Consider the following 21,974-nt stretch of genomic DNA (forward strand, 5'->3'; position numbering starts at 1 on the left):
GAACGCCGCGCGCCGCGGTCGCCGCCCCTAGGGGAACGTCAGGCCGAAAGCGGCCGGATCGGGCTGCTCGCCTTTCCGTGGGACCAAGAAACGCTCCAGCCCACCCGGCACGAAGCTGAGCAACAGGGTCGCCTGGTCGCCGACCACCTCGATCGTATGCGGCACACCGCGGGGAAGAGCTGCGTAGGCGCCCGGTCCCACCTCGACACGGGCATCGCCGACCCGCGCGATGAGCTTGCCCTGCACCACGTAGAGCAGCTCGTCCTCGCGCGAGTGGGTGTGCAGCGGCGGCTCCTCTCCGGCCCGCACCGTCCACATGACAGCGCCATATTCGCCTCCGGACTGGCTGCTCTCCACTTTCATCTCGATGCTCGAGCCTCCGCTCGAGGTCACTGTCTCGCCGCCGTGTGGCGGCGTGAGGACCGGCTGCTGGACTGACATTTGTAGACTCCTGATTGTTGGACCCTTATTCGACTTCGCAGTGGCGGCGAAGGGTCGCCGCTCACAACGTACCGTGAAACATGGTATTCCGTGCGGCGAATGGGAAATGACGTCACGCCATGAAGTCGATAGCCGCGCGTTATGACGGCCGTCCGCCTTCCGCATCGGGCTCGCGTGCACCCAACGCCGACCGCTCCAGCAGCGCGGTTAGCGTCCTGACGGCCTCCGTTAGCTTCAGGACTTCGCGCTCACGCAGTTGGTCGATCTTCTCGTGCGGCAACTCTATCTCGTGCTCTGCCCTCACATTGATCCGGTAGTCGTTCTCCGCAGCCTTGCGATCAATGTCCTGCTGCCGGTTCTGACTCATCATGATGATCGGCGCGGCGTAGGCCGACTGGAACGAAAGCACGAGATTGAGAAGAATGAACGGGTAGGGGTCCCAGCCCCTCGTCGCGCCGACCAGGTTGCCGGTTACCCAGGCGAAAAGGATCGCACTCGGGACGATGATGAAGCTCCACGATCCCATGACGGTGGCGACCGCGTCCGCTATCCTCTGCCCAGTGTCAGGCGCGCAACCGCCGCGGGCTCATCCAGGTCCTGAAGCCGAAGCGAGCGGCGTGCTCGCCGTAGGTCGGCGAGCAGGTCGTGCTCGGCCTGTTCCATGCTGCCCTGGTCTTCCGCCTTATTTTCCACGCTACGAGGACCCGGTCCGCTCGATTGCGGGGTCGACGCGGCCAGTGCCCTGCCGCGTTCTGATCGCCTCGTTCTGCCGTGGCGGCGGTCTCCGCGATGGCGCCCCTGGTACCAGGCGCCGGCAAGCTCGTTCTCGCTCAGCTGCTGCCACGCGTCGAGCCTGGCGGTCGCCATCGCGCACTACCTGACGTCAACCCCGTTCCAGAAAGCCACGTAGTCCTTGATGTTCGCGGCCGCCGTCGACGGCTCCGGGTAGTACCACGCGGCGTCCTCGTTGGTCTTTCCGTCCACCACCAACGAGTAGTACCTCGCCGTACCCTTCCACGGACAGCGGCTCGTCCTCGAACTCCGCTGTAGGAATTCCTTGCGGATGCTCCCGGGCGGGAAGTAGTGGTTTCCCTCGACGACGACCGTCTTATCCGACTCCGCGATCATCGCGCCGTTCCAAGTCGCCGTTGTCATTTCCTGTTCCTCGTCCTGCTACGTTGTCGCGATGGCTCCGACGCTATCGCACGCCGCGGCCTCCGCGAAATAACGATCGGGAATGGATTGCATAGCGCTACGCTTCGCCGGGCCACTCCAGTGTGACGCAAGTGCCCCGGCCGGTGGCTGAAGCGGTTGTCCGCCGGCGTGCGCGTCGTGGTTATGCGGGCGCGCTCGCCACCTCCGAAAGCGTTGCATGCAGCATGCCCTTCTAGGGGACATCGACCGACCAGTCGCGAAGCCGCGCGACCTTGACGAAAGCGTCCAGCGCGGGCGAGTAGCGGCGCCCCTGCACAGCCAGCAGCCGCACCTCCCGCGAAACCGGGGCGCCTTCGAGCGGAATGGTCTTGAGCGTCGGAAGGTGTGGCATGTGCTCGGGTGCGAGTATCACGCCGAAGCCAGCCGCGGCCATGTGCTGCAGGTGCAAGTCGTGACCGCTGCAATAGCCGAGCCGGAGCGGTTCCTCGGGGAAATACGACCGTTGGATCTTCGGGGCGACGTCGCATCCGGCGCGTTCCAGCAAGACGGTCTCGCGGAGGTCGTCGATGCCGATCGAGGGACGGTTTGCGAGCCGGTGTGTCGGCGCGAGAACCACGACGTAGCGCTCCTCGAACAGTAACCAGTCATCGATGCGGGCAGGCATGTCCTGCACGTCCCCGACCATTGCGGCGTTGATGTCCCCCTCAAGCAAGAGGTCGACGAGCTTCTCCGCTGCGCCCTCACGCAGCTCGACGTGAAGCCCAGGGACTAACTTTGCGATTTCCGCGATCGGATCGAGGACGAGCGACGCCGAGATGGAGGGGGCGAGGCCGATCTTCAGTGGCGCGACCTCCTTGCGTTGGAACTCCTGGGCTCTGCGACGCACCGCCTCTTCCGAGGCCAATGTGCGCTCCAGCATCGGAAGGACTTCCTTCCCAAGGTCCGTGAGCTGCGTCAACTGGCGCTCGCGGTAGATCAGCTGGCCGCCTAGTTCCTGCTCGAGCTTCTGCACCCCCTTGGTCAGGGCGGGCTGCGTGACATTGCACTGCTCGGCTGCGCGGGTGAAATTGAGTGTGGACGCGACGGCGAGGAAGTAGCGAACTTGATGAAGCTCCATGGGTTGTTCTCTTTCCTTCCGGGTCGCGGTTGCGCTCCGAGTTCCCTTGGAACCAGCGGGCAGGGCGCTTATTGACTCGTGTGCGCCGCCGTAGCGAGTAAAGCCCGGCAAATCGCTCCAAATTGCTGCTAAAGAGAAGGAAGATCTCCGTCCGCGCATCCGGCAAGACTAAGGGACGGGAGGCCGCGCGTGTGGCGCACGAAGAGCTTGATCAGCCGACTTCAAGCCGAAGCCCGACGTCGGAGTCTGACAGATGGTGCAGCAGTCGCTGAACGTCGCGTACTCGGACGGTAGCTCTCAGGTGTTGTGGGAGGACGGCGAGCGCGTGTTGAGCCGTGGCTGGCGACTGGACGACAATGGCAACCGGCTTGCCGTGCTGCTTGATGCCCGTGCCATCGACCAACCGTCCCGCTCAAGACTCGATCGCCTCGCTCACGAATTGAGCTTGAAGGATGAGCTGGACGCAGCCTGGGCTGTGCGACCGCTCAAGGTGGAGCGCGGCAGCGGCCGCACCATGCTGCTGGTGCTCGAGGATCCGGGCGGCGAGCCGCTCGCTAGGCTGCTCGGGTCACCGATGGATGTGGGAGGCTTCTTGGCCCTCGCGATCGGTGCTGCAACGGCTATAGGCAAGCTCCACCAGCGCGGCCTCATCCACAAGGACATCAAGCCAGCTAACATTGTGGTGCACTGCGCCGATGGACACGTACGGCTCACCGGATTTGGCATCGCATCGCGCCTGTCCCGCGAGCGGCAGGCGCCTGAGCCGCCCGAAACCATCGCCGGTACGCTCGCCTACATGGCACCCGAACAAACCGGGCGGATGAACCGCTCGATCGACGCCCGCAGCGATCTGTACGCCCTCGGCGTCACGCTGTACCAGATGCTCACGGGCGTTCTGCCCTTAACGGCGGCCGATCCCATGGAGTGGGTGCACTGCCATATTGCCAGAAAGCCGATGCCGCCAAGGGAGCGGTTGGAGATTGTCCCGGCGCCCGTCTCGGCGATCATCATGAAACTGCTCGCCAAGACACCCGAGGATCGTTACCAGACCGCCGGCGGTATCGAGCGCGATCTGCGACGCTGCCTGGCGGAATGGGAAGCGCGCCGCCGCATCGATGACTTCCCGCTGGGCCTGCAGGACACGCCGAATGAGCTGCTGATCCCCGAAAAGCTGTACGGACGAGATCGTGAGATCGCGACGTTGCTTTCGTGCTTCGATCGCATCATCAAGACCGGTATGCCGGAGTTGGTGCTGGTCTCAGGATATTCCGGCATCGGCAAGTCCTCAGTCGTCGATGAACTACACATGGCGCTCGTGCCGCAGCGCAGCCTGTTCGCGTCTGGCAAATTCGACCAGTACAAGCGCGATATTCCTTACGCGACACTGGTGCAGGCTTTTCAAAGTCTCGTCCGGTCTCTCCTCAGCAAGGGCGACACCGAGTTGGCAAGCTGGCGGCACGTGCTTTTAGAGGCGCTTGGATCGAACGGGCGACTCATGATCGACCTCATACCCGAACTCAAGCTAGTCATCGGAGACCAGCCACCGGTTCCTGAGTTGCCGCCACAGCAGGCACAAAGCCGTTTTCGACTCGTATTTCGGCGCTTCATTGGCGCACTTGCCCGCTCGAACCGGCCACTGGCGCTCTTCCTCGACGACCTGCAGTGGGTCGACGCGGCGACGCTTGATCTGCTGGAGGACCTGTTGCGGCCAGATTCGGAGCACCTCATGCTTATCGGTGCCTATCGCGACAACGAAGTCACTGCGGCCCATCCGCTAACGAGAAAACTCGACGCCATCAAGACCGCTGGCGGAAAGGTCGCGGAGATCAAGCTGTCGCCGCTCGCCCAAGAGCACCTTGGGCAGTTGGTTGCGGACGCACTTCGCTGCGAGTTAGAGCGCGCAAAGCCGCTTGCGAAGCTGGTACAACTGAAGACCGGCGGAAATCCGTTTTTCGCCGTTCAGTTCCTGTCTTCGCTCGTCGAGGAAGGACTACTCAAATTCGATCATGATGGCGCGCGCTGGTCCTGGGATATCGACCGCATTGAAGCCAAGGGCTACACCGATAATGTCGCTGATCTTATGGTCGGGAAGCTAACCCGCCTGCCGACCGAGGCGCAGAATGCATTGCAGCAGCTGGCTTGTCTTGGAAACATTGCCGAGAGCACAGTCCTTTCGATGGTACTCGGGATTTCGGAGGAGCAACTCGATACGAGTCTATGGCCGGCCCTCCATCAGGAGTTGGTCGAGCGTGTGGCAGGCGCTTATCGGTTCGTCCACGATCGCGTTCAGGAGGCCGCCTATGGGCTGATCCCGGAGCAGCTGCGCGGCGAGGCGCACCTCCGGATAGGGAGACTGCTCGCGGCACGGACATCTCCGGAGAAGCGAGACGAAGCGACCTTTGAAATTGTTAATCAGCTCAACCGAGGTCTTGGTTTGATCACATCGGTCGATGAACGCGAGCAGGCCGCGGAATGGAACTTGGCAGCAGGCCGGCGCGCCAAAGCATCGGCTGCCTACGTTTCGGCGCTCAGTTACTTTATCACCGGTCGAGGCCTATTGGCGGAGGGGTGCTGGGAGCACCGGCGGGAGCTCATCTTCGCACTCGACCTCCATCGCGCCGAATGCGAGCTCTTGACTGGCGCGCTCTCGGACGCAGAAAACCACTTGGCAGCATTATCTGCTCGCGTCACGGATATGGCTGATCGGGCGGGTGTGGCACGCCTCGGAATCGACCTTTACCTCACGCTCAATCAGCCCAGCCGCTCGGTCGCCGTCGGTCTCGAGTACCTAAGGTACCTCGGCATCAGCTGGTCGCCGCATCCGACGGATGAGGAGGCGCGCCAAGCGTATCAGCGTGTCTGGTCGGAGCTCGGCCAGCGCGCGACCGAGGAGCTGATCGCCCTTCCCTTGATGACCGACCCGGCATCCCTCGCCGAGCTAGATGTCCTGAACCGGCTCTCTTCGCCGGCGCAATACACCGACCTCAACCTCTACACGCTCGTCGTCTGCCAAATGCTGCGTCTTACCTTGGATCGTGGCAACAGCGACGCGTCTGCCGTCGCCTATGGTCGGCTTGGAATGATCGCCGGGCTGCGGTTCGGCGATTACGAGGGCGCGTACCGCGTCGGGCAACTCGCTTGTGAGCTCGTCGAGCAGCGTGGACTATGGCGTTTCCAGGCGGGTGTATATCTGAACTTCGGAAATATGGTCATGCCTTGGACAAGGGATATCAGAACATGCTGTGAACTCATCGGCCGCGCATTTGATGCGGCGCAGAAAACCGGCGACCTCGTGTATGCAGGGATCTGCTCCGGGCTGAGGGTCCTGAATCTTCTTGCGGTCGGTGATGCGCTTGCCGACATCGAACGTGAAGCTGAAAGGGTACACTTGGGCCACATACAGCTTGGCACAAACCTTGAAATCGTCGGTGTGGCACTCGCTATCGTGCGAATGCTGCGCGGCGCAACGGCAAGATTCGGCTCCTTGGATGGCGGGCAGTTTGATGAGCAGCGAATCGAACGCGATTTTGCGAACACTTCGGACGTGACGGCCGCCCAATGCTTGTATTGGATCTGCAAGTTGCAGGCCCGCTTTTTGGCTGGTGACTATGCGACGGCGGTTGATGCTGCATCGAAGGCGCAGCCGCTTCTGAGCATGTCCCTCACGATCATGGAGGCGGCCGACTATCACTTCTACGGCGCCTTGTCGTACGCGGCGTTTTGCGATTCGATGCCCGCCAGCCAGCGGACGCCGTCTCTGGAGGCCTTGGCCCCTCATCACCGTCAGCTCGCCAGCTGGGCCGCAGCCTGTCCGGAAAACTTCGAGAACCGCGCTGCGTTGGTTGATGCGGAGATTGCCAGGATTGATGGCCGCGCGTTCGATGCCATGAACTTTTACGAACAAGCCATCCTTTCGTCACGGGCAAACGGCTTTGTCCACAACGAGGCGCTCGCCAATGAGTTGGCGGCGCGCTTTTACACCGCGTGCGGCTTCGAGCAAATCGCGCACCTGTATCTGCGAAACGCCCGCGACTGCTATCTGCGCTGGGGCGCGGACGGCAAGGTGCGCCAACTGGATGCGATGTATCCGCGCCTCAGGATGGAAGAGCCCGCACCTGCTTCGACAAACACGATCGCAGCGTGTGTCGAGCAACTCGACCTCGCAACGGTGATCAAGGTGTCGCAGGCCGTCTCGGCCGAGATCGTGCTGGAGAAGCTGCTCGAAATGCTTATGCGCACGGCGCTCGAACAGGCTGGCGCCGAACGAGGCTTGTTGCTTCTTTCACGCGGAGCTGAGCAACGGATCGCCGCCGAAGCCACGACGGACGGCGATTCGGTGACCGTGCATCTGCGCGACGAGGAGGTGGCTGCGACAGTGCTGCCGGAGTCGGTGATCCACTATGTTCTGCGCACCCGGGAAAGCGTTATTCTCGACGACGCGTCATCTCGCAATCCATATTCTGACGATCCCTACATCGTTGAGAATCATCTCCGTTCTATTCTCTGTTTTCCGTTAATCAACCAGGGAAGGCTTACGGGCATCCTCTACCTGGAGAACAATCTGACGCCCATGGCCTTTACGCCCGACCGCGTCGCCCTGTTGACGGTGCTTGCGTCGCAGGCGGCGATCTCACTCGAAAATTCGCGGCTTTATCGCGACGTCGCAGACCGCGAAGGGAAGATTCGGCGTTTGGTCGACGCGAACATCATTGGGATCATCATTGCCGACCGCGAAGGTCGAATTCTCGAGGCCAATGACGCGTTTCTCCGTATCGTGGGATATGACCGTGAAGACCTGGTTTCGGGCCGCGTGCGCTGGACCGAGCTGTCGCCGCCGGAATGGCGCGAGCGCGACATGTTGACTCGGGCGGAACTGAACTCAACCGGGATAGTTCAGCCCTTCGAGAAGGAGTATATTCGGAAAGACGGCAGCCGCGTTCCTGTGCTTATTGGCGTCGCTCTGTTCAGAGAAGGAGGCGACGAGGGCCTAGCATTCGTGCTCGATTTGACAGAGCGCAAGCGTGCGGAGGACCGCCTCCGCGTGCAGCACACCGTCGCGCAGGTCTTGGCGGAAGCGGCCACGATCGAGGAGGTCACTCCGAGAATACTGCGGGCCATGGGCGAGTGTCTGGGATGGGACGTAGGCGCGCTCTGGCGTGTGGACCGGGAGGCCGAGGCGCTGCGCTGTGTCGAGCTTTGGCATAAAGCGTCGATAGAAATCCCCGAATTTGAAAGAGCCGATTGGCAGTTCACCTTCAATCCGGGGGTGGGACTACCGGGCCGGGTGTGGTCCAGCCTTAAGCCCGTATACATTCCGGATGTCGTTCCTGATAAAAATTTGCCGCGCGGACCCATCGCCGAACGCGAAGGACTACACGCGGCCATCGGCTTTCCTATCCTGCTCGGGAGCGAAGTCTTGGGCGTGATCGAGTTTTTCAGCCGCGAGATCAAGCAACCCGATCAAGAGCTGCTCGACATGGTGGCCACCATCGGCAGCCAGATCGGTCAGTTCATTGAACGCAAGCGCGCCGAGGAAGCTCTGATGCGAAGTAAGGATTATTTGGCCGAAGCGCAGAAGCTGACGCATACAGGCAGTTGGGCTTGGGATCCCCGCACGGAACAGGTGCTGTATTGTTCCGAGGAAATGTTCCACATTTACGGCCTGGATCCACGGTCGAGCCTACCTTCTCGAGAAAATTTTCGACTGCAGATCCACCCCGAGGACCGCGAGTGGGTAAAGGAGAGATTTGAGGAGTCGCTTCGCAAAAAAACTGACACCTATGCCGAGTACAGGGTTGTGCTGCCAGACGGAACAGTTAGGCACATCAGTGCCTCAGGTCATCCGGTTCTCAACGAAGACGGCGAGCTCATCCAGTTTGTCGGTACCGCTGTAGATGTGACAAAGCGCAAACAAGCTGAGGAATCATTGCGGGAAAGCGAGGCGAATCTCGCCCACATGAACCGCGTGAGCACGATGGGAGAGTTAGCAGCCTCGCTGTCGCACGAAATCGCGCAACCGATCGCCAGCGCACGTAACAACGCGCGGGCGGCCCAGAATTTTCTGAAGATGCAGTCGCCGGACCTAGGTGAGGTAAGGGAAGCACTTTCCTGTGTCGTCGGAGATGCTGATCGGGCAGGAGAAATCATCGATCGCATCCGAGAGCAAATCAAGAAAGCGCCGCCGCGAAAAGAGTGCTTTGACCTCAACGTGGCAATCAACGAAGTGATCGTATTGGCTCGAAGCGTGACCCTCAGGAATGGCGTTTCGGTCCAGGCCCGGCTTGCAGAGGGGCTAGTTTCGGTTCTGGGGGATCGCGTTCAGCTGCAACAGGTCTTGCTGAATCTGATTCTGAATGCGGCTGAAGCAATGGGTTCGATGGAGGAGGGGGCGAGAGAGTTGTTGATCAGCGCAGAGGAAGGCCAAGCAGGCGCCGTCGTGGCCGTGCGCGATTCTGGGCCGGGCATTGATCCGGAACATCTCGACCGGGTCTTTGACGCCTTCTACACCACGAAGTCCAATGGAACCGGCATGGGGCTGTCGATCTGCCGGTCTATCATCCGCGCTCATGGCGGCAAGCTATGGGCGGAGGCGAACGAACCCCGCGGCGCCGTGTTCCAGTTCACACTGCCGAGGGCGGAACGGGAGCTCACGACCCCTTCTCAGGCGAGCCTGCCGACCTGAGAGCCGCGCAAACACATCGTGTGAGATGGTCCTCATCCACCGGCTTACGCAGGTAACACAAGACCCCATCGTTCAGGGCGCAAGCCCGATCAGCATCATTGGGAAAGGCCGTCACGAGGATTGTCGGTATCGCGTTGCCCGTGTCGACAAGATGCCGGTGGAGTTCGAGCCCGGTCATAGCAGGCATATGGATGTCGGCGATCAGGCAAGCTGTTTCGGTAAGCCGCGGGGAGGCGAGAAAATCCGCCGCAGACGCGAAAATTTCGACCGTATAACCCAGCGATCTCATGAGCCTGTACATGGACTCACGAAGGAACCGATCATCTTCGACGACCGAAACTAGTACCTTCTTCATCATACCGCCCATGGCCGTTCGCTGGACGCGTCTGCGGGCAGATAACTATCCAATTATAGTAACACTCACATTGCTTGATATCTGAGAGAATGCCACCAGTGTGCCGCCTGTGCCCCGTAAACTTTGGTTTATCTGGACGATGATTGCGAAGCCTATCCGGCATGACTTGCAAATCGAGGCTTTCGCCGGACGAAAGCAGTCGCGGGATCGTAGCGGGCGAACTCTAGGACTCGCCCGAGCGCCCTAAGCCTTCGTATCACCGTCCCGCCCCCCTTGGATGTCCGAGCTCAACCTGCGCTCAATTGAGCCGTTGGTGACAATCCTCTTAGTTTTAGTGCATCCGAAATGCGCACAGGCCAAGAGGAGAAAACAATGCCTTACCACTTGAAAAGCCACGGGTCTGACAAGGCCATGCGATGCGCGGTCTGTGGGGGCAAGTTTGGTCTCGTCCGCCATTATTCGTGGCGAACGCCGCTTTGCTCCAGGAAGTGCGTCGATGGCTTCAAGGCGCGCCGCCAAGGTGACCACAATTGGATGGGCTGGTTCCCATTCGCTTTCGACCAGTCGCCCAAAAACCGTGCGAGAGCGTCGTGACGCTTCAGATCTCACAGCGAGGCAAGGAATATTTGAAGACAGCGCAGACTTTGCTTCGCACTGCCAAAAGCATGACGGACCAAGCCATTGCGGCTCAGCTTAAGGCTCTTGCCGACGACTACGAGCGGCGAGCCGAGAGGGCTACGTTCGACGATGCAGCCAAGGCGTCGGCTCGATCCGCCGAGCGCTGAATACGCGAGGCATACAAGTGCCGATGGGCAGCTTCCCTCAGCAGCTATCGGTCCGACCAGAGATCGAACTTCAGACGAAAGTCGACCCGAGGGTCCGGAGGAAACGAGTTGTGTCAGTGCTCGCAAGCGTTGGTGTTCCCGGCGCGCATCCTTCAGAAAAAAGGGGCTGTTCAGGTTCCGGGATTGGGACTAGAAATGCGCGGTGTTGTCGGACCTGCAAAAGCAAGATGCAGGCTGATTTTCGCGATCTCTTCCGAGTGGCAGCGATGTCTGACGCAACCTCCACCGTGTTGGTCATCGACGACGATCCGGATCTCCGCGCGTCGGTCGGGCGCCTGCTGCGATCGCTCGGCATCAACGTTCAGCTATTTGCCTCCATTTCCGACTTCCTCAAATCCGATCCACCGGATTGCCCTACCTGCCTGGTGCTCGACGTCAGATTGCCCGGCCAAAGCGGCCTCGATTTCCAGCGCGAGCTGGCTGCGGCGAACAGGGAGATCCCGATCATCTTCGTCACGGGCCACGGCGACATACCGATGTCTGTGCAGGCAATGAAGCGGGGTGCGATCGAGTTCCTGACCAAGCCGTACCGCGATCAGGATCTTCTCGATGCCATTCAGCTTGGCTTGGCCCGCGATCGAGCGCGGCGGGAGAATGACAAGGATTTGGTCTCCCTACGGCAGCGTTTCGCCTCCCTAAGCCCGCGGGAGCGCGAGATCGTAATTCAGGTGGCGCGCGGTCGCCTGAGCAAACAGATTGCCCACGATATCGGCATCGCCGAAGCCACGGTGAAGGTGCATCGCAGCAGGGCGATGCAGAAGATGCAGGCCGGTTCGCTTCCAGAACTTGGTCGGATGGCTGACAAGCTCAAGCTGGTGCCTAACACGCCGCAAAGCGCTTAAGGTGTGCGTTCTTGCTCGATGTGCTATTCGCGCGGCCGGACGAGTTGAGCCTTCGCGCAATCTGCAAAGCAAACCAAGAGAAAGGGCCGGCGGGCGCCAAGCCGCCGACCTTATCTTGCAACTGCCGGCTCGCGGGTCCGGTTCCGCTGTGATCCCGCCATTGCACTTGCAATCTGCCGCCCGATCGAAGCCGCCTCCCGGCTTGTAAATCTAGGTTTAGGCAACGCAGCCAAATCTGTCATTGCGCGCCACCTGCGCGGAATAGCTCGCAGCGCTCCAACCTGTCAGATTACAAGTCACCAACATCTGTGCGGGGATTAGCCCTGTCGAAGCAAGCGAGGTCATTATGCGATCGACTGCAGCTTTCCGACGCTTGGAGAGGTTTCATCTCGAACCGGAGCGTTTCGTCGGACGTGTCGTTCAGTGTCCGAATGCAGCCAGTCCACTCTTCGAGAAACGAACCGAACCAGCCGGCGCAACGCCAATAGAAGCTTCGTTCGGACCGTTTCGCCTGCTTCGAGCGCAGTACCTTTTGCTGGAAGGCGACGAGCCCGTGCCTCTTGGAAGTCGTGCTCTGGACGTCCTGATTGCCTTGCTTGAACGCCACGGAGAGTTGGTTAGCAAGCAGGATTTGATGGCTCGCGTTTGGCCCAATGTTTTCGTTGAGCCCGCTAACCTCACGGTTCATATGTCAGCGCTGCGTCGCGCGTTGCGTGATGGTCAGGATGGGAATCGCTTCATCATCAACATTCCCGGACGCGGTTACTGTTTCGTCGCCTCAGTCGCTGTATCCGCTCACGAGAATTGAGCGCGACTGGCGAAGCACCAGGAAATTCGGGTGAGGCATTCACTGTACGGGTGAGGCATTCACTGTAGCGAACATTCTCGTCAACTCCTGGAGCCCGTCAAATTGCTAGGAGGGTGAGGGCGGCGGCCCCTCGGCTGGCACCCGAAACCGTCACTCGCCTCTTCTAAGCCAAGGTTTATGTGGCGCAACTACAGCCGCACCCTGAACAACCCATGTGCAATAGAAGATGGACCGGCAGAAATGTAAGTCTCCTCGCAACAACTCGCGCTCTGGAGTCCGCTCATGAGGAGAGTCACTGTTCTCATCGTTTCTGCTCTGATCAATGCATCTACAATTCCCGGGCTTGCGGCGGAGTCCACGTTAAACAAGAATGTTCACGCCGCTCGCGCGGTCTCGGCGACTGTACACAACAAACCCGATAATGCGACCGACAACGAGAAGACTTGTCGCACCTACGCCGCCTCATCGTATGAGACCGTGATGCGGCAGCAAGTCGCTGCGGGCCGCGTCGACGGCGCGCGGGTGTTAACTGCGATCGATTCCGTGATTGACGCTTTCAAACATCTGTCCGCGACGAAATGCGTCAGCTGACCCTCACTATTCTCTGACAATGCGATGCACGAGGTCTGCAGGTGATTATCTTCCCGCTCATAACCACCTGGATGTGGTTTCAAATCATCACCGCGTCACCGCTCCCATCTTCGGGCCGTCCGGTTGAGGACAGCTCTGACGCTAACGCCTCGTTGAGTCCCGTCGGATTGTTGTTGAACGAGGTTGAACATGACCTAGGTCGATTTCACCGCTCCAACACGAAGAAGGTTTTCGCAGATCGCTGCGGCGCCGGATGAAATGAGTAGCGTAGTATAACAGGAGTGAAAACGTGGGTGAGGTTATTCGATTTGTCTCAAAGTCCGAGCGGGAGCGAGCTCGCCTTATTCGAGAAGCCCGAGCGATCTACGACAGTGTCTTTCCGCCATCTGAGCCCGTCCGCGAGCAGCTGGACGAGGCATCCGCGAGCCATATGCGCAGCGGCGCAGACGTTCATCACGGCGAGGGGGGCCTATCATGATCGCGATCATCGCCGTGCTCTGCAGTTTGTCTTCTCCGGAAAATTGCCACGAGCAGACCGTCACCACCTCTGACTTCGCTGACGTCTCGATGCAATCCTGCCTGATGGGCGCACCGCAGCTTGCCAACTGGATGAATCAGCATCCGACTGAGCGTCTTGCGACATGGCGCTGCGTGATCGGTCAAAAGAATGGCCGGGCTACTTAAGGTGAAATGTCGACGAGCTCGCAAACTCGGAGCGCAGTATATCATGGCGCGAGTGTTGGAAGATCGTCGCTTGGGTTAAGGACGGGCTTGCAGCTTGGTTGATCAGTATTGTCGACAGGTGGGACTCAACCTCGAAGATATTGCGGCTGACTGTTGGCAGCGGCGTTTTCAATTGGCGCGCCGCGGCCGAAAGGCTGTCGATCTCGATCGATATCAGCGGCCTCGCTGGCGTACGCATTCGGCAAGAGTTGTTGAGATTTGGATTGCTTCACTCGCACCGACGCTCCTCGTCGGATACCACTTTGCCTCACGGAGGCAGGCAGCTTCCCAAGTGCTCGGCGCACGGCGATCGCCCCTTCGCCGTGGTTCGCCCGCGGCCGGTCCTTTCCCTCCCGAGGACCGGCCGCCCCTCCTTAGGGCCGACGGGCAACGGCGCTGGATCGGATGGGCGTAGTGCACTCGACGAGTGCGGGAAGCCCAGTCGATGAGCAAAAGACGGATGGAGAGTCGTCGAAGCGCGCGCCAAGCGTCTCTCAGTCATCCCGATAACGGTCGGCTATCGACTCCATGGCGAGAGGTGATTTTCCTTTTGACTGTCATAGACTCAATCTCCGAGCCGTCGTCGCCCGCCCTCGAGTAGGGGCCGAAGTCGGCGTTCCATTGAACGATCCCAAGCCAGGAGGTCCGACATGCAGATCAAAGAGACAACCGACGTTTCCTTCTTCGGCGTGGTCAAGAGCCCTCCGTTGGAGGATGTCGTCGTGCTCGCGGACAGCGCCGGCGTCGTGCTTGGAGTGCAGCGCGCATTCAGCGCAAGGGTGTGGAGCGTCTGCGATGACGGCAGTGATCTCATCGCGTCCAGGTGCGTCGAGATCCCGCTCGTCGGGCGCGATGGCGAGATCTCCGGGGTTCTGCGCCGGCCCCTCCCACGGTCCGATACGCGCGGCGTGTTCTCCTCCCGCAGGCCGGAGGGAACGAGGGCGATCGGAGACGTGGCGCAGTTCGCGGTCCACGACATCAACAACCTTCTCGCCGTGATTGACTGCGGCCTGCGGCTGCTCGAGTGCCAGAGCGACGCCGCACACCGAAAGGCCATCATCAGCAAGATGCAGCACGCGATCACGCGAGCAGCGTTGCTCAGTCGTCAGCTCCTCGACGTTGCGCGACCATACCCCGAGTCGATCGGCGGGTTCGTCGCAGGCAACCGCCTCGCAGCGCTGGCGGGTTCGCTGGACCAGGCGTTGCGTTCCGACATCACGGTCCGCACCGATATCGCCCCTGATTTGTGGGACTTCGACGCTGACCCGGAGGAGCGGTACTTCTCGCTGCTGAACCTCTGCCGAAACTCGACCGATGCCATGCCTGGAGGCGGCGCGATCACCGTCGCGGCGCGGAACGTCGAACCTTCCGCTGGCACGGCCTGGGGATTCGTCGAGATCGTCGTCGCCGACGACGGGGAGGGCATGCCCGACGAGGTTCTCTCGCAGGCATTCACCCCGTACTTCACGACAAAGGCCGCGGGCCGCGGCACCGGCCTCGGGCTCCTCCAGGTCAAGCGCTTCGCCGAGGGACGAGGCGGCGCGGTCTGTATTGAAAGCGAGCGGGGCGGCGGCACGCTGGTGCGCCTCTTCCTCCCGCGCGTGCACGCAGCTGGGCTCCCCGGCCGTATCGTCGGCGCGGAGATCGCGTACACGCCGTCACCCAACGGCGGCGTATTCCACGTCGTCAACCCAGCAGCGGCTGCGCCGACTTCGTAGCCGGCGCTAACACCTGAGATCGGTTCAGCGATGCAGCTCATGATCCCGCCCGGCCGCCTCGACCGTCCGGTCGACCACGAGAGGGACCACGTGCTCGGTCCCACCGATGCCGAGATCACGCTCGTCGAGTACGGCAGCTACGCGTGCCCGCACTGCAGGGCTGCCAACGAGCGCATCGCGCAAGCACGCGACCAACTTGGCGACCGCGTCTGCTACGCCTTCCGCCATAGGCCGCTCACGGACAACAGCCTTTCGTTTCGGGCCGCCGAGCTCGCCGAGCTTGCCCAGACGCCAGAGGCGTTCTGGTCCGCGCACATCAAGCTGATGACGAGGTCGATGCAGCTCACAGAGGATGACCTCGTCGCGGTGGCCGCCGATCTTGGCGTGAACGCCAACTTCGCGCTCGGCGACAGCGACGCCGTGCGGCGCGCGAGAGCAAGGGTGGAGGCGGACGTCGCAAGCTCACGTGCGAGCGGGGTGAGATTCACGCCGACCTTCTACATCAACCGCCGGCGCTACGACGGACCGTGGGACGAGAGCTCTCTCGTCGACGCGATGCTTGGCACGCTCGGCCACCGCGTCCGTACGGCAGCCCTGGATTTCGCGAGCTGGGGCCCGTCCGCCGGCATTTTGCTGGTCCTCGCGACCGTGGCGGCGGTGGTCTTGACGAACTCGCCGGTCGGGCCGTCGTTCGAGGCGCTCTGGCGCCAAGAGCTCGGCGTGAGCTTGGGTGACGCAGCCTTTCAGATGTCCATTCTCCATTGGGTCAACGACGGCCTACTGACGGTGTTCTTCCTCGTCGTGGGATTGGAAGTGAAGCGCGAGATGACAGTTGGTCATCTCGCAAGCCGCCGCTCCGCAGCGCTTCCGATCGCCGCCGCGCTCGGCGGCATGGTCGTGCCGGCGCTTCTGTTCGCGCTGGTCATCCCTGCGGGGCCGTGGTCGTACGGGTGGGGCGTTCCAATGGCGACCGACACTGCGTTCGCGATTGCTTTAATCGCCGTGATGGGCGCCCGCGTTCCCGTCGAGTTGCGCATCTTCCTCACCGCGGCGGCCATCGTCGACGACATCGGTGCGATCGTCGTCGTCGCTGTGTTCTACTCCGGCGATATCCATCCGGCATACTTGGCCGCCGCCGCGGCGGTCGTCGTCGCGCTGGCGCTGCTGAGCCGGTCAAGAGTCTACCTTCTCTCGCCTTACATCCTGTTGGGCATCGCGTTGTGGACATTCGTCTACGCGGGCGGTCTCCACGCGACGCTGGCCGGCGTGGTACTGGCGCTGTTCGTTCCCACGCGCCCGCCCGCCAACCTGGCTGCCCTGATGACGCAGGCCAGCACCATCATCGCCTCCGAGGCCCGGCACGAGGGTGAGGTTCTCAGGCACGGCCCCTCCACCCCGGCGCTGCACGCGCTCGATGCAATCTTCGACAGACTTGAATCGCCGGCCGATCGGCTGCTGCGGCACGCCGGCGCGCGATCGAGCTACGCTGTCCTCCCAATCTTCGCACTGGCGAATGCGGGCGTGGCGATCAATCCGGGCGTCTTTGTTGGGCATGGCCGGCTCATGGCCGCGATCGTTGCTGGCCTCGTCATAGGAAAGCCGCTCGGCGTGTTCCTCATGGCTGCTGCGGCCGTGCGCGCAGGCATAGCCGTCAAGCCGGCAGAGTACACGTGGCGGCAGTTGGCCGGGGCGGGAGCCCTCGCTGGTATCGGCTTCACGATGTCGCTCTTTATCGCCGGGCAGGCGTTTCCAAGCGCTTCCGACTTCTCGGCCGCCAAGATCGCCGTGTTCGCTGCGTCGATTCTTTCGGCCGTCGTTGGGACTGCCCTGCTCTGGGGAGCTTCGCGTCAGGAGCTTATCGAAGAGGCGCAGCAGGCCGCCAGTATGCAAGTATCATAGCCCCGCCGGGCGTTTATGCAGGATCGTGAACAGGAGATCTTTCGATGATTCTACCTACCGGTACGACAGTAGCAGTCGCTGACGGCGAGACAGTCCGTCTGTTCCGCAATACGGGCGTGAAACCTGGGGTGCATCTGGTCGAGATCACGGCGGCTCCGCCTGCGCCCGCCCACTCAGGCTCGGGTGTGCGCCACGCCGGCTCCGCCAACCCCGATGGCAGGCGGCTTGACGAGGACGACTTCGCGGCAGCTACGGCCGCGTACCTTAACAAGCTCAGCCTGGACGGGACCATAAAACACCTGGTCGTCGTCTCCGACCCCAGGACCCTGGGGGAGATGCGCAAGCACTTCCACCGCGACCTGAGAGGCAAGATCATGGGCGAGTTCGCGAAGGACTTCAGCCGGCGTCCGCTCGAGGACATCGCCTCATTGATCGCTGACGCCTGACGCGCCTCTGGAAGCGGCTGCTGGCGCAAGTCAGTCCAGTCATAACCCGCGCGAATAACTCAAAGTTACCGGCGACGACTAATGCTCTCGACCAATCTGAACCAACCCAAACCCTCTAAATGGATCAACAATGGACAAGATAATAAAAGTGGCCTCTGGCATTCTAAGCAGCATCAAGAGGAAGCAAGGTTCTGCTGACTGCTCGGTGTCACGCTCCAATCTCTCGACTAACCGGCATCTCGCATTAGGAGGCGCCTCCGCATGACTTATTACCTAATCGCCTCACGCGCCGCGATCATCTTCTGGACGAGCCTTGCAATGGTGCCAACCGAGATCCTCTTTGACGCGTTAAAGACCGAATTGGAGCGCCGCGGCGTGGAGCCATAGGGCTCCCTGCTTGGTCTCGCGGCACGTGCCAGAGAGAAAGATCGTGGGCGCCTGAAATGACAAAGCGCATTGCACCGTTACCGAATCCCGATGGATCGTTGCTTCTTCGTGAGTGGAACCACAGAGTAAATAACGAGCTCACTAGCACTATCTGCACGATTTCAGCCAAAGCGGTGGAGTCGGATGACGTGGCAGTCAAGGCCGCGCTCCCTTCACCGCGTGGTTGCAAAGCACCGGCGCTTCGAACCGCTTCGCAGAAGCGGCCTCGGCAGGTCTTGGCGGAAAGCGGACCTGCTTCGATAGCGCGCAGTAGTGGGGGTGAGCGGTGTAGGGGACCATCGGACGACCAAACCAGCGCCTTCCCGATCTCTGACGGTATATGAACCGACGACGTGCCAGTACGAGCAGTGTCGATTTCCGCTACGTATGCAGAGCTATTCAGTCGATTGACTCCGATAGGTAGCGGAATCGCCAATATTCCGAGCGGCACAAATTATTCTGTGAATTCAAGACCGAAAAAATGCGGTGGGTATACCGTCGGCATTTGTCCGTCAAACTTGAAGAGTTGTTCTTGGAAATCAACGACGAAACGTCGTCCTTAATGATTGAGTGGGAGTAGTGGAAACGGCCGCTACAGCGTGCTTTAGCGTAGAGTTTAGGTTTAGTTGGGCACGCCGCATTTACGTTCATAGCCGGGCACTCTCCAGAGTCGTGACCTCACTTAACCTGATCGCATCAAGCTGTCATTCTACTTTCGCTAAGCCAGTAACGTTGCGCATTCCAGCGTGTATTCGGCGTGGTTCTGGAAAGGCGGGCGGCCAGTCGCCGCGGCGGACGCCAATCCATGGAAAAACGTTGGCGAGGTGGCTCGAATGCTTGTTCAAGGAAAGACAATCAAGAGAGTGGTTCTCGTAGACGGCGCGGTCGCATCGATGCCCCTCAGCGGAAAGCAGGTCTCCGAACACCTAGGCTCCCGCTCGTGAAGCTTTCCCGCGGCCGCGTTTGTGTCGTGGAGGTATCACGGCAAAGCTCAACTCCAGCCGCTCAAAAGGATGGTAGCGGAGTCCTGTCCGACATCTGGAGCCGGACGCAGATCCCCCTCGAGGTCGGCCGCCTTTCCTGGGGTTCGTGCCGCCACAACGCCTCCGACGTTAGGAGTTTCTGTGCGCAGCGCGCCGCGGGTGGCCTCGACCTGTTCGTTGGCTACCCATTCAGAAGGGTTCAGAATCCGGTCCGCGATGAGATCCGACGCATGAAGTCTTTTGAGCCATGACGCCGTGGTGTCGGTCGGGAAGACCTTCTGAAGTTCGGCGGCGAGTTCGTCGGCACAATCGGCGCGCAGCGCGAAGCTGGCGAACCGCGGATCCCTGGCAAGGTCCTCCCGCTGCAGGGCGGAGCACAGCCGGCCGTACTGCGCTTCCGTCACAAGAGTGACCATGATCCAACCGTCGCTCGTCCGGTAGCTGCCGGCTGGCACGTTGAGGAGGCGAGGCGCGCCGCCTTCGAGAACGTGTTCCGCGAACTTGTGACCAAGCAGCGCTGCGGTCGATTGCGAGAGGCTGACGTCGATGTGCCGGCCATTGCCGACCGCATTGCGGGCAAACAGCGCGGTCGAAATGGCCTGAAATCCATATAGACCGGTGCAGACGTCGGAAAGCGTGGCCCCGACCCGATGCGGGATCCCGTCGGCGCCCACGTTGACCGCGACAAGGCCGGCGAACGCCTGGCCGACGGAGTCGGAGCAGGGGCGCTGCGCGTAGGGGCCGTCCTGTCCGAAGCCGCTGATCGAGAGATAGATGAGGCGGGAATTGTCGCGGCTCAGCGCATCGTATCCGAGGCCGAGGCGATCCATCACCCCCGGACGGAAGCCCTCGACCAACACGTCAGCTGTTGCCGCCAGCTTGCGCGCGGTGGCGATTGCCTCGGGCTTCTTGAGGTCGAGAACGAGGCTGCGCTTGCCACGGTTGTAGACGGCCGACAATGCCGAATGACTGCCGTAGGTCGTACCCAGACGACGCGACCAATCGCCTTCAGGAGGTTCGACCTTGATCACGTCGGCGCCGTTGGCGGCGAGGAGATAGCCCGCGTACGGCGAAGCCACGCCCTGACCGAAGTCGAGGACGCGCAGTCCGCGAAACGGGGCTTCGTGGGTTGGCTGCAAGGACGCGGTCATGCTCGTTGCTCCGGTATCAGGACGATCTTGCCGACGACCTCCCGGCTTTCGACGCGGCGCATCGCTGTAGCGAAGTCCGCCAGCGGCAGCGAACCGTCGACGGGCGCGCGTAATTTTCCGGCTTCGAAGAGGTCAAACATCTCTCCGTAAAGGATGCGGACCTTCTCACGCAGCGCGGCATCCGCCTTAGTCTTGCCCCACGCCATATAGAATCCCCAGTATAGACCGATCACGGTGAGGTTCTTCACCAGGACTATGTTCGCGGGAATCTCCGGAATGCGGCCCGCGGCGAAGCCCATCGGAATCAACCGCCCGAGCGGAGCGACGCAGCGCAGGGACTCGTCGAAAACGTCGCCGCCCACCGGATCGAACACGACGTCAGCGCCCCGGCCGCCGGTGATCTCCAGCACGCGATCCCGGAATCCGCCTCTGCGGTAGTCGATGGCGTGATCGGCACCGTACCGCTTCACCGCTTCGATCTTCCGTTCGCCTCCAGCGGTCGCGATGACCGTTGCTCCCAAAGCGCGCCCGACCTCGACGGCGGCCAAACCGCTGGCGCCGGCCGCGCCGTGGACGAGCAGGGTCTCGCTGGATTGAAGGTTCGCGCGCCACTTAAGGCCGGCATAAGCCGTCGCGTAGATGGTCGGGAAAAGTGTCGAGCCTTCGAAGCTCAAGGAATCGGGGATGCGGAAGACATTGGCCGCATCAACGATCGCTTCTTCGGCGAACCCGCCGGATGGAAGACCAGCGCAGACGCGGTCGCCGACCTTGAGATCGGTCCGGACGTCGGACGCGATCTCGCTGACGACGCCGCCGATCTCGGTGCCGGGTACGAACGGAATACTCGGCCGGTTTTGATGCTTGCCGGCGATGAACAGGAGGTTCGCGAAGCTCACGCCCGCGGCTCGCACCGAAACCCGGATAGTACCGGGCTCGATTGCCGGTGAGGTTGTATCGTCGTAGACGAGGTCGTCGATCCCGCCGAAGCGATGTCCTATCACCGCGCGCATCATCAATTCTTTCCTACCTGACCGTGGCGGCCGGATCCGGAGGCGAAGCGACCGGCCCCGGCCTGCGCTTCCTTGGCGCGAGCTTCAACGGAGAGCTCGGTCTCCAGAGCAATGGCGTCCTTCTCCGAGAGGTTCCACTGACGGATGGCCGACATACGGTCGGACCGCATTGCGATCTGCGGAAACGCAGCAATCTGACGCGCGAGCTCCACCGCCGCGCTCAGAGCCTTGCCTGTCGGGACAAGCCGGTCGGCCAGCCCCATCGCAAGTGCTTCCGTCCCGGAGACCTTTCGTGCCGTCAGAAGCAGGTCGAGCGCTCGGCCGGCGCCGATGAGGCGCGGTAAACGAACGGTCGTTCCATCGCTCATCGGAACACCCCATCGCCGGGAAAGAACGGCGAAGGTGGCGGTCTCCTCGGCGACGCGGAGATCGCATCTAAGGGCGACCCCGAGGCCTCCCGCGCAGGCGTAGCCCGCAACGGCGGCGATCACGGGCTTCGACATGATGCCATGGCATGGGCCGTCCGGATCGCCGGCCCATGGCTTGTATTCGTGGCCCGCAGCGAGCTCCTTCAGATCCGCGCCCGCGCAGAAATGCCCACCGGCGCCGGTCAGGACTGCGACGGCCTGGCTCTCGTCGCGGTCGAAGCCCCGCAGCGCCTTCGCAAGCGCCGCGGCAGTCTCGTTGTCGAGAGCGTTGCGGACCGCCGGACGATTGATGGTGATGATCGTGACCAGGCCGTCGTTCTCGACCAACAGCTTCGGATCGTCCGCCATGCTCAA

General features: G+C 61.6%; 18 protein-coding genes. 10 read left to right on the forward strand and 8 right to left on the reverse strand.

Annotated features, from left to right (window positions below; translation table 11 throughout):
* Positions 1 to 27: 27 nt before the first annotated feature.
* The 4 genes from ACVIHF_RS11700 to ACVIHF_RS11715 all read right to left on the reverse strand — a co-directional run bounded on the left by ACVIHF_RS11700 (position 28) and on the right by ACVIHF_RS11715 (position 2,713).
* Positions 28 to 441, reverse strand: coding sequence for a cupin domain-containing protein (locus ACVIHF_RS11700; RefSeq protein ID WP_456780788.1), 414 nt, complete (start codon positions 439 to 441; stop codon positions 28 to 30).
* 139 nt (positions 442 to 580) lie between these two features.
* The gene (locus ACVIHF_RS11705) at positions 581 to 967 is read right to left on the reverse strand and encodes a DUF1003 domain-containing protein (protein ID WP_456780787.1); all 387 of its coding nucleotides are present in this window, start codon (positions 965 to 967) and stop codon (positions 581 to 583) included.
* A 347-nt stretch (positions 968 to 1,314) separates the two neighbouring features.
* Positions 1,315 to 1,596: a DUF427 domain-containing protein gene (locus ACVIHF_RS11710; RefSeq protein ID WP_456780786.1), complete on the reverse strand. Its 282-nt coding sequence runs from the start codon at positions 1,594 to 1,596 to the stop codon at positions 1,315 to 1,317.
* A 232-nt stretch (positions 1,597 to 1,828) separates the two neighbouring features.
* On the reverse strand, positions 1,829 to 2,713 hold the full coding sequence (locus tag ACVIHF_RS11715; RefSeq protein WP_456780785.1) for a LysR family transcriptional regulator: 885 nt from the start codon (positions 2,711 to 2,713) through the stop codon (positions 1,829 to 1,831).
* A 253-nt stretch (positions 2,714 to 2,966) separates the two neighbouring features.
* Between ACVIHF_RS11715 and ACVIHF_RS11720 the strand changes: the two genes are divergently transcribed.
* A complete protein-coding gene (locus ACVIHF_RS11720; protein WP_456780784.1) occupies positions 2,967 to 9,395 on the forward strand; it encodes an AAA family ATPase in 6,429 nt (2,142 codons plus the stop codon).
* On the opposite strand, the gene ACVIHF_RS11725 is transcribed toward ACVIHF_RS11720, so the two are convergent.
* A complete protein-coding gene (locus ACVIHF_RS11725) occupies positions 9,361 to 9,762 on the reverse strand; it encodes a response regulator transcription factor (RefSeq protein ID WP_456792123.1) in 402 nt (133 codons plus the stop codon). The two genes, ACVIHF_RS11720 and ACVIHF_RS11725, sit on opposite strands and share 35 nt — an antisense overlap.
* Positions 9,763 to 10,340: 578 nt before the next feature.
* Here ACVIHF_RS11725 and ACVIHF_RS11730 point away from each other — a divergent pair.
* From ACVIHF_RS11730 to ACVIHF_RS11770, 9 genes are all read left to right on the forward strand, one after another.
* A complete protein-coding gene (locus ACVIHF_RS11730) occupies positions 10,341 to 10,535 on the forward strand; it encodes a hypothetical protein (RefSeq protein WP_456780783.1) in 195 nt (64 codons plus the stop codon).
* A 266-nt stretch (positions 10,536 to 10,801) separates the two neighbouring features.
* Complete coding sequence (locus ACVIHF_RS11735) at positions 10,802 to 11,437, forward strand: response regulator transcription factor (RefSeq protein ID WP_456780782.1); 636 nt, start codon at positions 10,802 to 10,804, stop codon at positions 11,435 to 11,437.
* A gap of 346 nt (positions 11,438 to 11,783) precedes the next feature.
* The gene (locus ACVIHF_RS11740) at positions 11,784 to 12,245 is read left to right on the forward strand and encodes a winged helix-turn-helix domain-containing protein (RefSeq protein WP_456792124.1); all 462 of its coding nucleotides are present in this window, start codon (positions 11,784 to 11,786) and stop codon (positions 12,243 to 12,245) included.
* A gap of 282 nt (positions 12,246 to 12,527) precedes the next feature.
* Entirely contained in the window at positions 12,528 to 12,836 is a 309-nt protein-coding gene (locus ACVIHF_RS11745) for a hypothetical protein (RefSeq protein WP_456780780.1), read from the forward strand.
* A gap of 289 nt (positions 12,837 to 13,125) precedes the next feature.
* Positions 13,126 to 13,314, forward strand: coding sequence for a hypothetical protein (locus tag ACVIHF_RS11750; protein WP_456780779.1), 189 nt, complete (start codon positions 13,126 to 13,128; stop codon positions 13,312 to 13,314).
* The gene (locus ACVIHF_RS11755) at positions 13,311 to 13,520 is read left to right on the forward strand and encodes a hypothetical protein (protein ID WP_456780778.1); all 210 of its coding nucleotides are present in this window, start codon (positions 13,311 to 13,313) and stop codon (positions 13,518 to 13,520) included. Before ACVIHF_RS11750 ends, ACVIHF_RS11755 begins: the two co-directional genes overlap by 4 nt.
* A gap of 689 nt (positions 13,521 to 14,209) precedes the next feature.
* Positions 14,210 to 15,277 (forward strand): sensor histidine kinase, encoded by a 1,068-nt coding sequence (locus ACVIHF_RS11760; protein ID WP_456792125.1) that lies wholly within the window; start codon positions 14,210 to 14,212, stop codon positions 15,275 to 15,277.
* A 30-nt stretch (positions 15,278 to 15,307) separates the two neighbouring features.
* Positions 15,308 to 17,176, forward strand: a complete 1,869-nt coding sequence (gene nhaA / locus ACVIHF_RS11765) for a Na+/H+ antiporter NhaA (RefSeq protein WP_456780776.1) — start codon at positions 15,308 to 15,310, stop codon at positions 17,174 to 17,176.
* 44 nt (positions 17,177 to 17,220) lie between these two features.
* Positions 17,221 to 17,622, forward strand: coding sequence for a host attachment family protein (locus ACVIHF_RS11770; protein ID WP_456780775.1), 402 nt, complete (start codon positions 17,221 to 17,223; stop codon positions 17,620 to 17,622).
* A 1,417-nt stretch (positions 17,623 to 19,039) separates the two neighbouring features.
* Here ACVIHF_RS11770 and ACVIHF_RS11775 read toward each other — a convergent pair.
* Genes ACVIHF_RS11775 through ACVIHF_RS11785 form a run of 3 tightly spaced genes read right to left on the reverse strand, consistent with a single transcriptional unit; the run spans position 19,040 to position 21,968 of the window.
* On the reverse strand, positions 19,040 to 20,182 hold the full coding sequence (locus tag ACVIHF_RS11775) for a CaiB/BaiF CoA transferase family protein (protein ID WP_456780774.1): 1,143 nt from the start codon (positions 20,180 to 20,182) through the stop codon (positions 19,040 to 19,042).
* A complete protein-coding gene (locus ACVIHF_RS11780; RefSeq protein ID WP_456780773.1) occupies positions 20,179 to 21,195 on the reverse strand; it encodes an NADPH:quinone oxidoreductase family protein in 1,017 nt (338 codons plus the stop codon). Before ACVIHF_RS11780 ends, ACVIHF_RS11775 begins: the two co-directional genes overlap by 4 nt.
* Positions 21,195 to 21,968 carry a crotonase/enoyl-CoA hydratase family protein gene (locus ACVIHF_RS11785; protein ID WP_456780772.1) on the reverse strand — a complete coding sequence of 258 codons (774 nt, stop codon included), beginning with the start codon at positions 21,966 to 21,968 and terminating at the stop codon, positions 21,195 to 21,197. The genes ACVIHF_RS11780 and ACVIHF_RS11785 overlap by 1 nt, the downstream gene beginning before the upstream one ends.
* Positions 21,969 to 21,974 lie beyond the last annotated feature (6 nt).

Source organism: Bradyrhizobium sp. USDA 4506 (genome assembly GCF_054058795.1).

Excerpts from the sequence above, each read along its gene's own strand:
- ACVIHF_RS11700 (WP_456780788.1), bottom strand. The coding sequence starts at position 441 with ATGTCAGTCCAGCAGCCGGTCCTCACGCCGCCACACGGCGGCGAGACA.
- ACVIHF_RS11705 (WP_456780787.1), bottom strand. The coding sequence starts at position 967 with ATGGGATCGTGGAGCTTCATCATCGTCCCGAGTGCGATCCTTTTCGCC.
- ACVIHF_RS11710 (WP_456780786.1), bottom strand. The coding sequence starts at position 1,596 with ATGACAACGGCGACTTGGAACGGCGCGATGATCGCGGAGTCGGATAAG.
- ACVIHF_RS11715 (WP_456780785.1), bottom strand. The coding sequence starts at position 2,713 with ATGGAGCTTCATCAAGTTCGCTACTTCCTCGCCGTCGCGTCCACACTC.
- ACVIHF_RS11720 (WP_456780784.1), top strand. The coding sequence starts at position 2,967 with ATGGTGCAGCAGTCGCTGAACGTCGCGTACTCGGACGGTAGCTCTCAG.
- ACVIHF_RS11725 (WP_456792123.1), bottom strand. The coding sequence starts at position 9,762 with ATGGGCGGTATGATGAAGAAGGTACTAGTTTCGGTCGTCGAAGATGAT.
- ACVIHF_RS11735 (WP_456780782.1), top strand. The coding sequence starts at position 10,802 with ATGTCTGACGCAACCTCCACCGTGTTGGTCATCGACGACGATCCGGAT.
- ACVIHF_RS11740 (WP_456792124.1), top strand. The coding sequence starts at position 11,784 with ATGCGATCGACTGCAGCTTTCCGACGCTTGGAGAGGTTTCATCTCGAA.
- ACVIHF_RS11745 (WP_456780780.1), top strand. The coding sequence starts at position 12,528 with ATGAGGAGAGTCACTGTTCTCATCGTTTCTGCTCTGATCAATGCATCT.
- ACVIHF_RS11755 (WP_456780778.1), top strand. The coding sequence starts at position 13,311 with ATGATCGCGATCATCGCCGTGCTCTGCAGTTTGTCTTCTCCGGAAAAT.
- ACVIHF_RS11760 (WP_456792125.1), top strand. The coding sequence starts at position 14,210 with ATGCAGATCAAAGAGACAACCGACGTTTCCTTCTTCGGCGTGGTCAAG.
- nhaA (WP_456780776.1), top strand. The coding sequence starts at position 15,308 with ATGCAGCTCATGATCCCGCCCGGCCGCCTCGACCGTCCGGTCGACCAC.
- ACVIHF_RS11770 (WP_456780775.1), top strand. The coding sequence starts at position 17,221 with ATGATTCTACCTACCGGTACGACAGTAGCAGTCGCTGACGGCGAGACA.
- ACVIHF_RS11775 (WP_456780774.1), bottom strand. The coding sequence starts at position 20,182 with ATGACCGCGTCCTTGCAGCCAACCCACGAAGCCCCGTTTCGCGGACTG.
- ACVIHF_RS11780 (WP_456780773.1), bottom strand. The coding sequence starts at position 21,195 with ATGATGCGCGCGGTGATAGGACATCGCTTCGGCGGGATCGACGACCTC.
- ACVIHF_RS11785 (WP_456780772.1), bottom strand. The coding sequence starts at position 21,968 with ATGGCGGACGATCCGAAGCTGTTGGTCGAGAACGACGGCCTGGTCACG.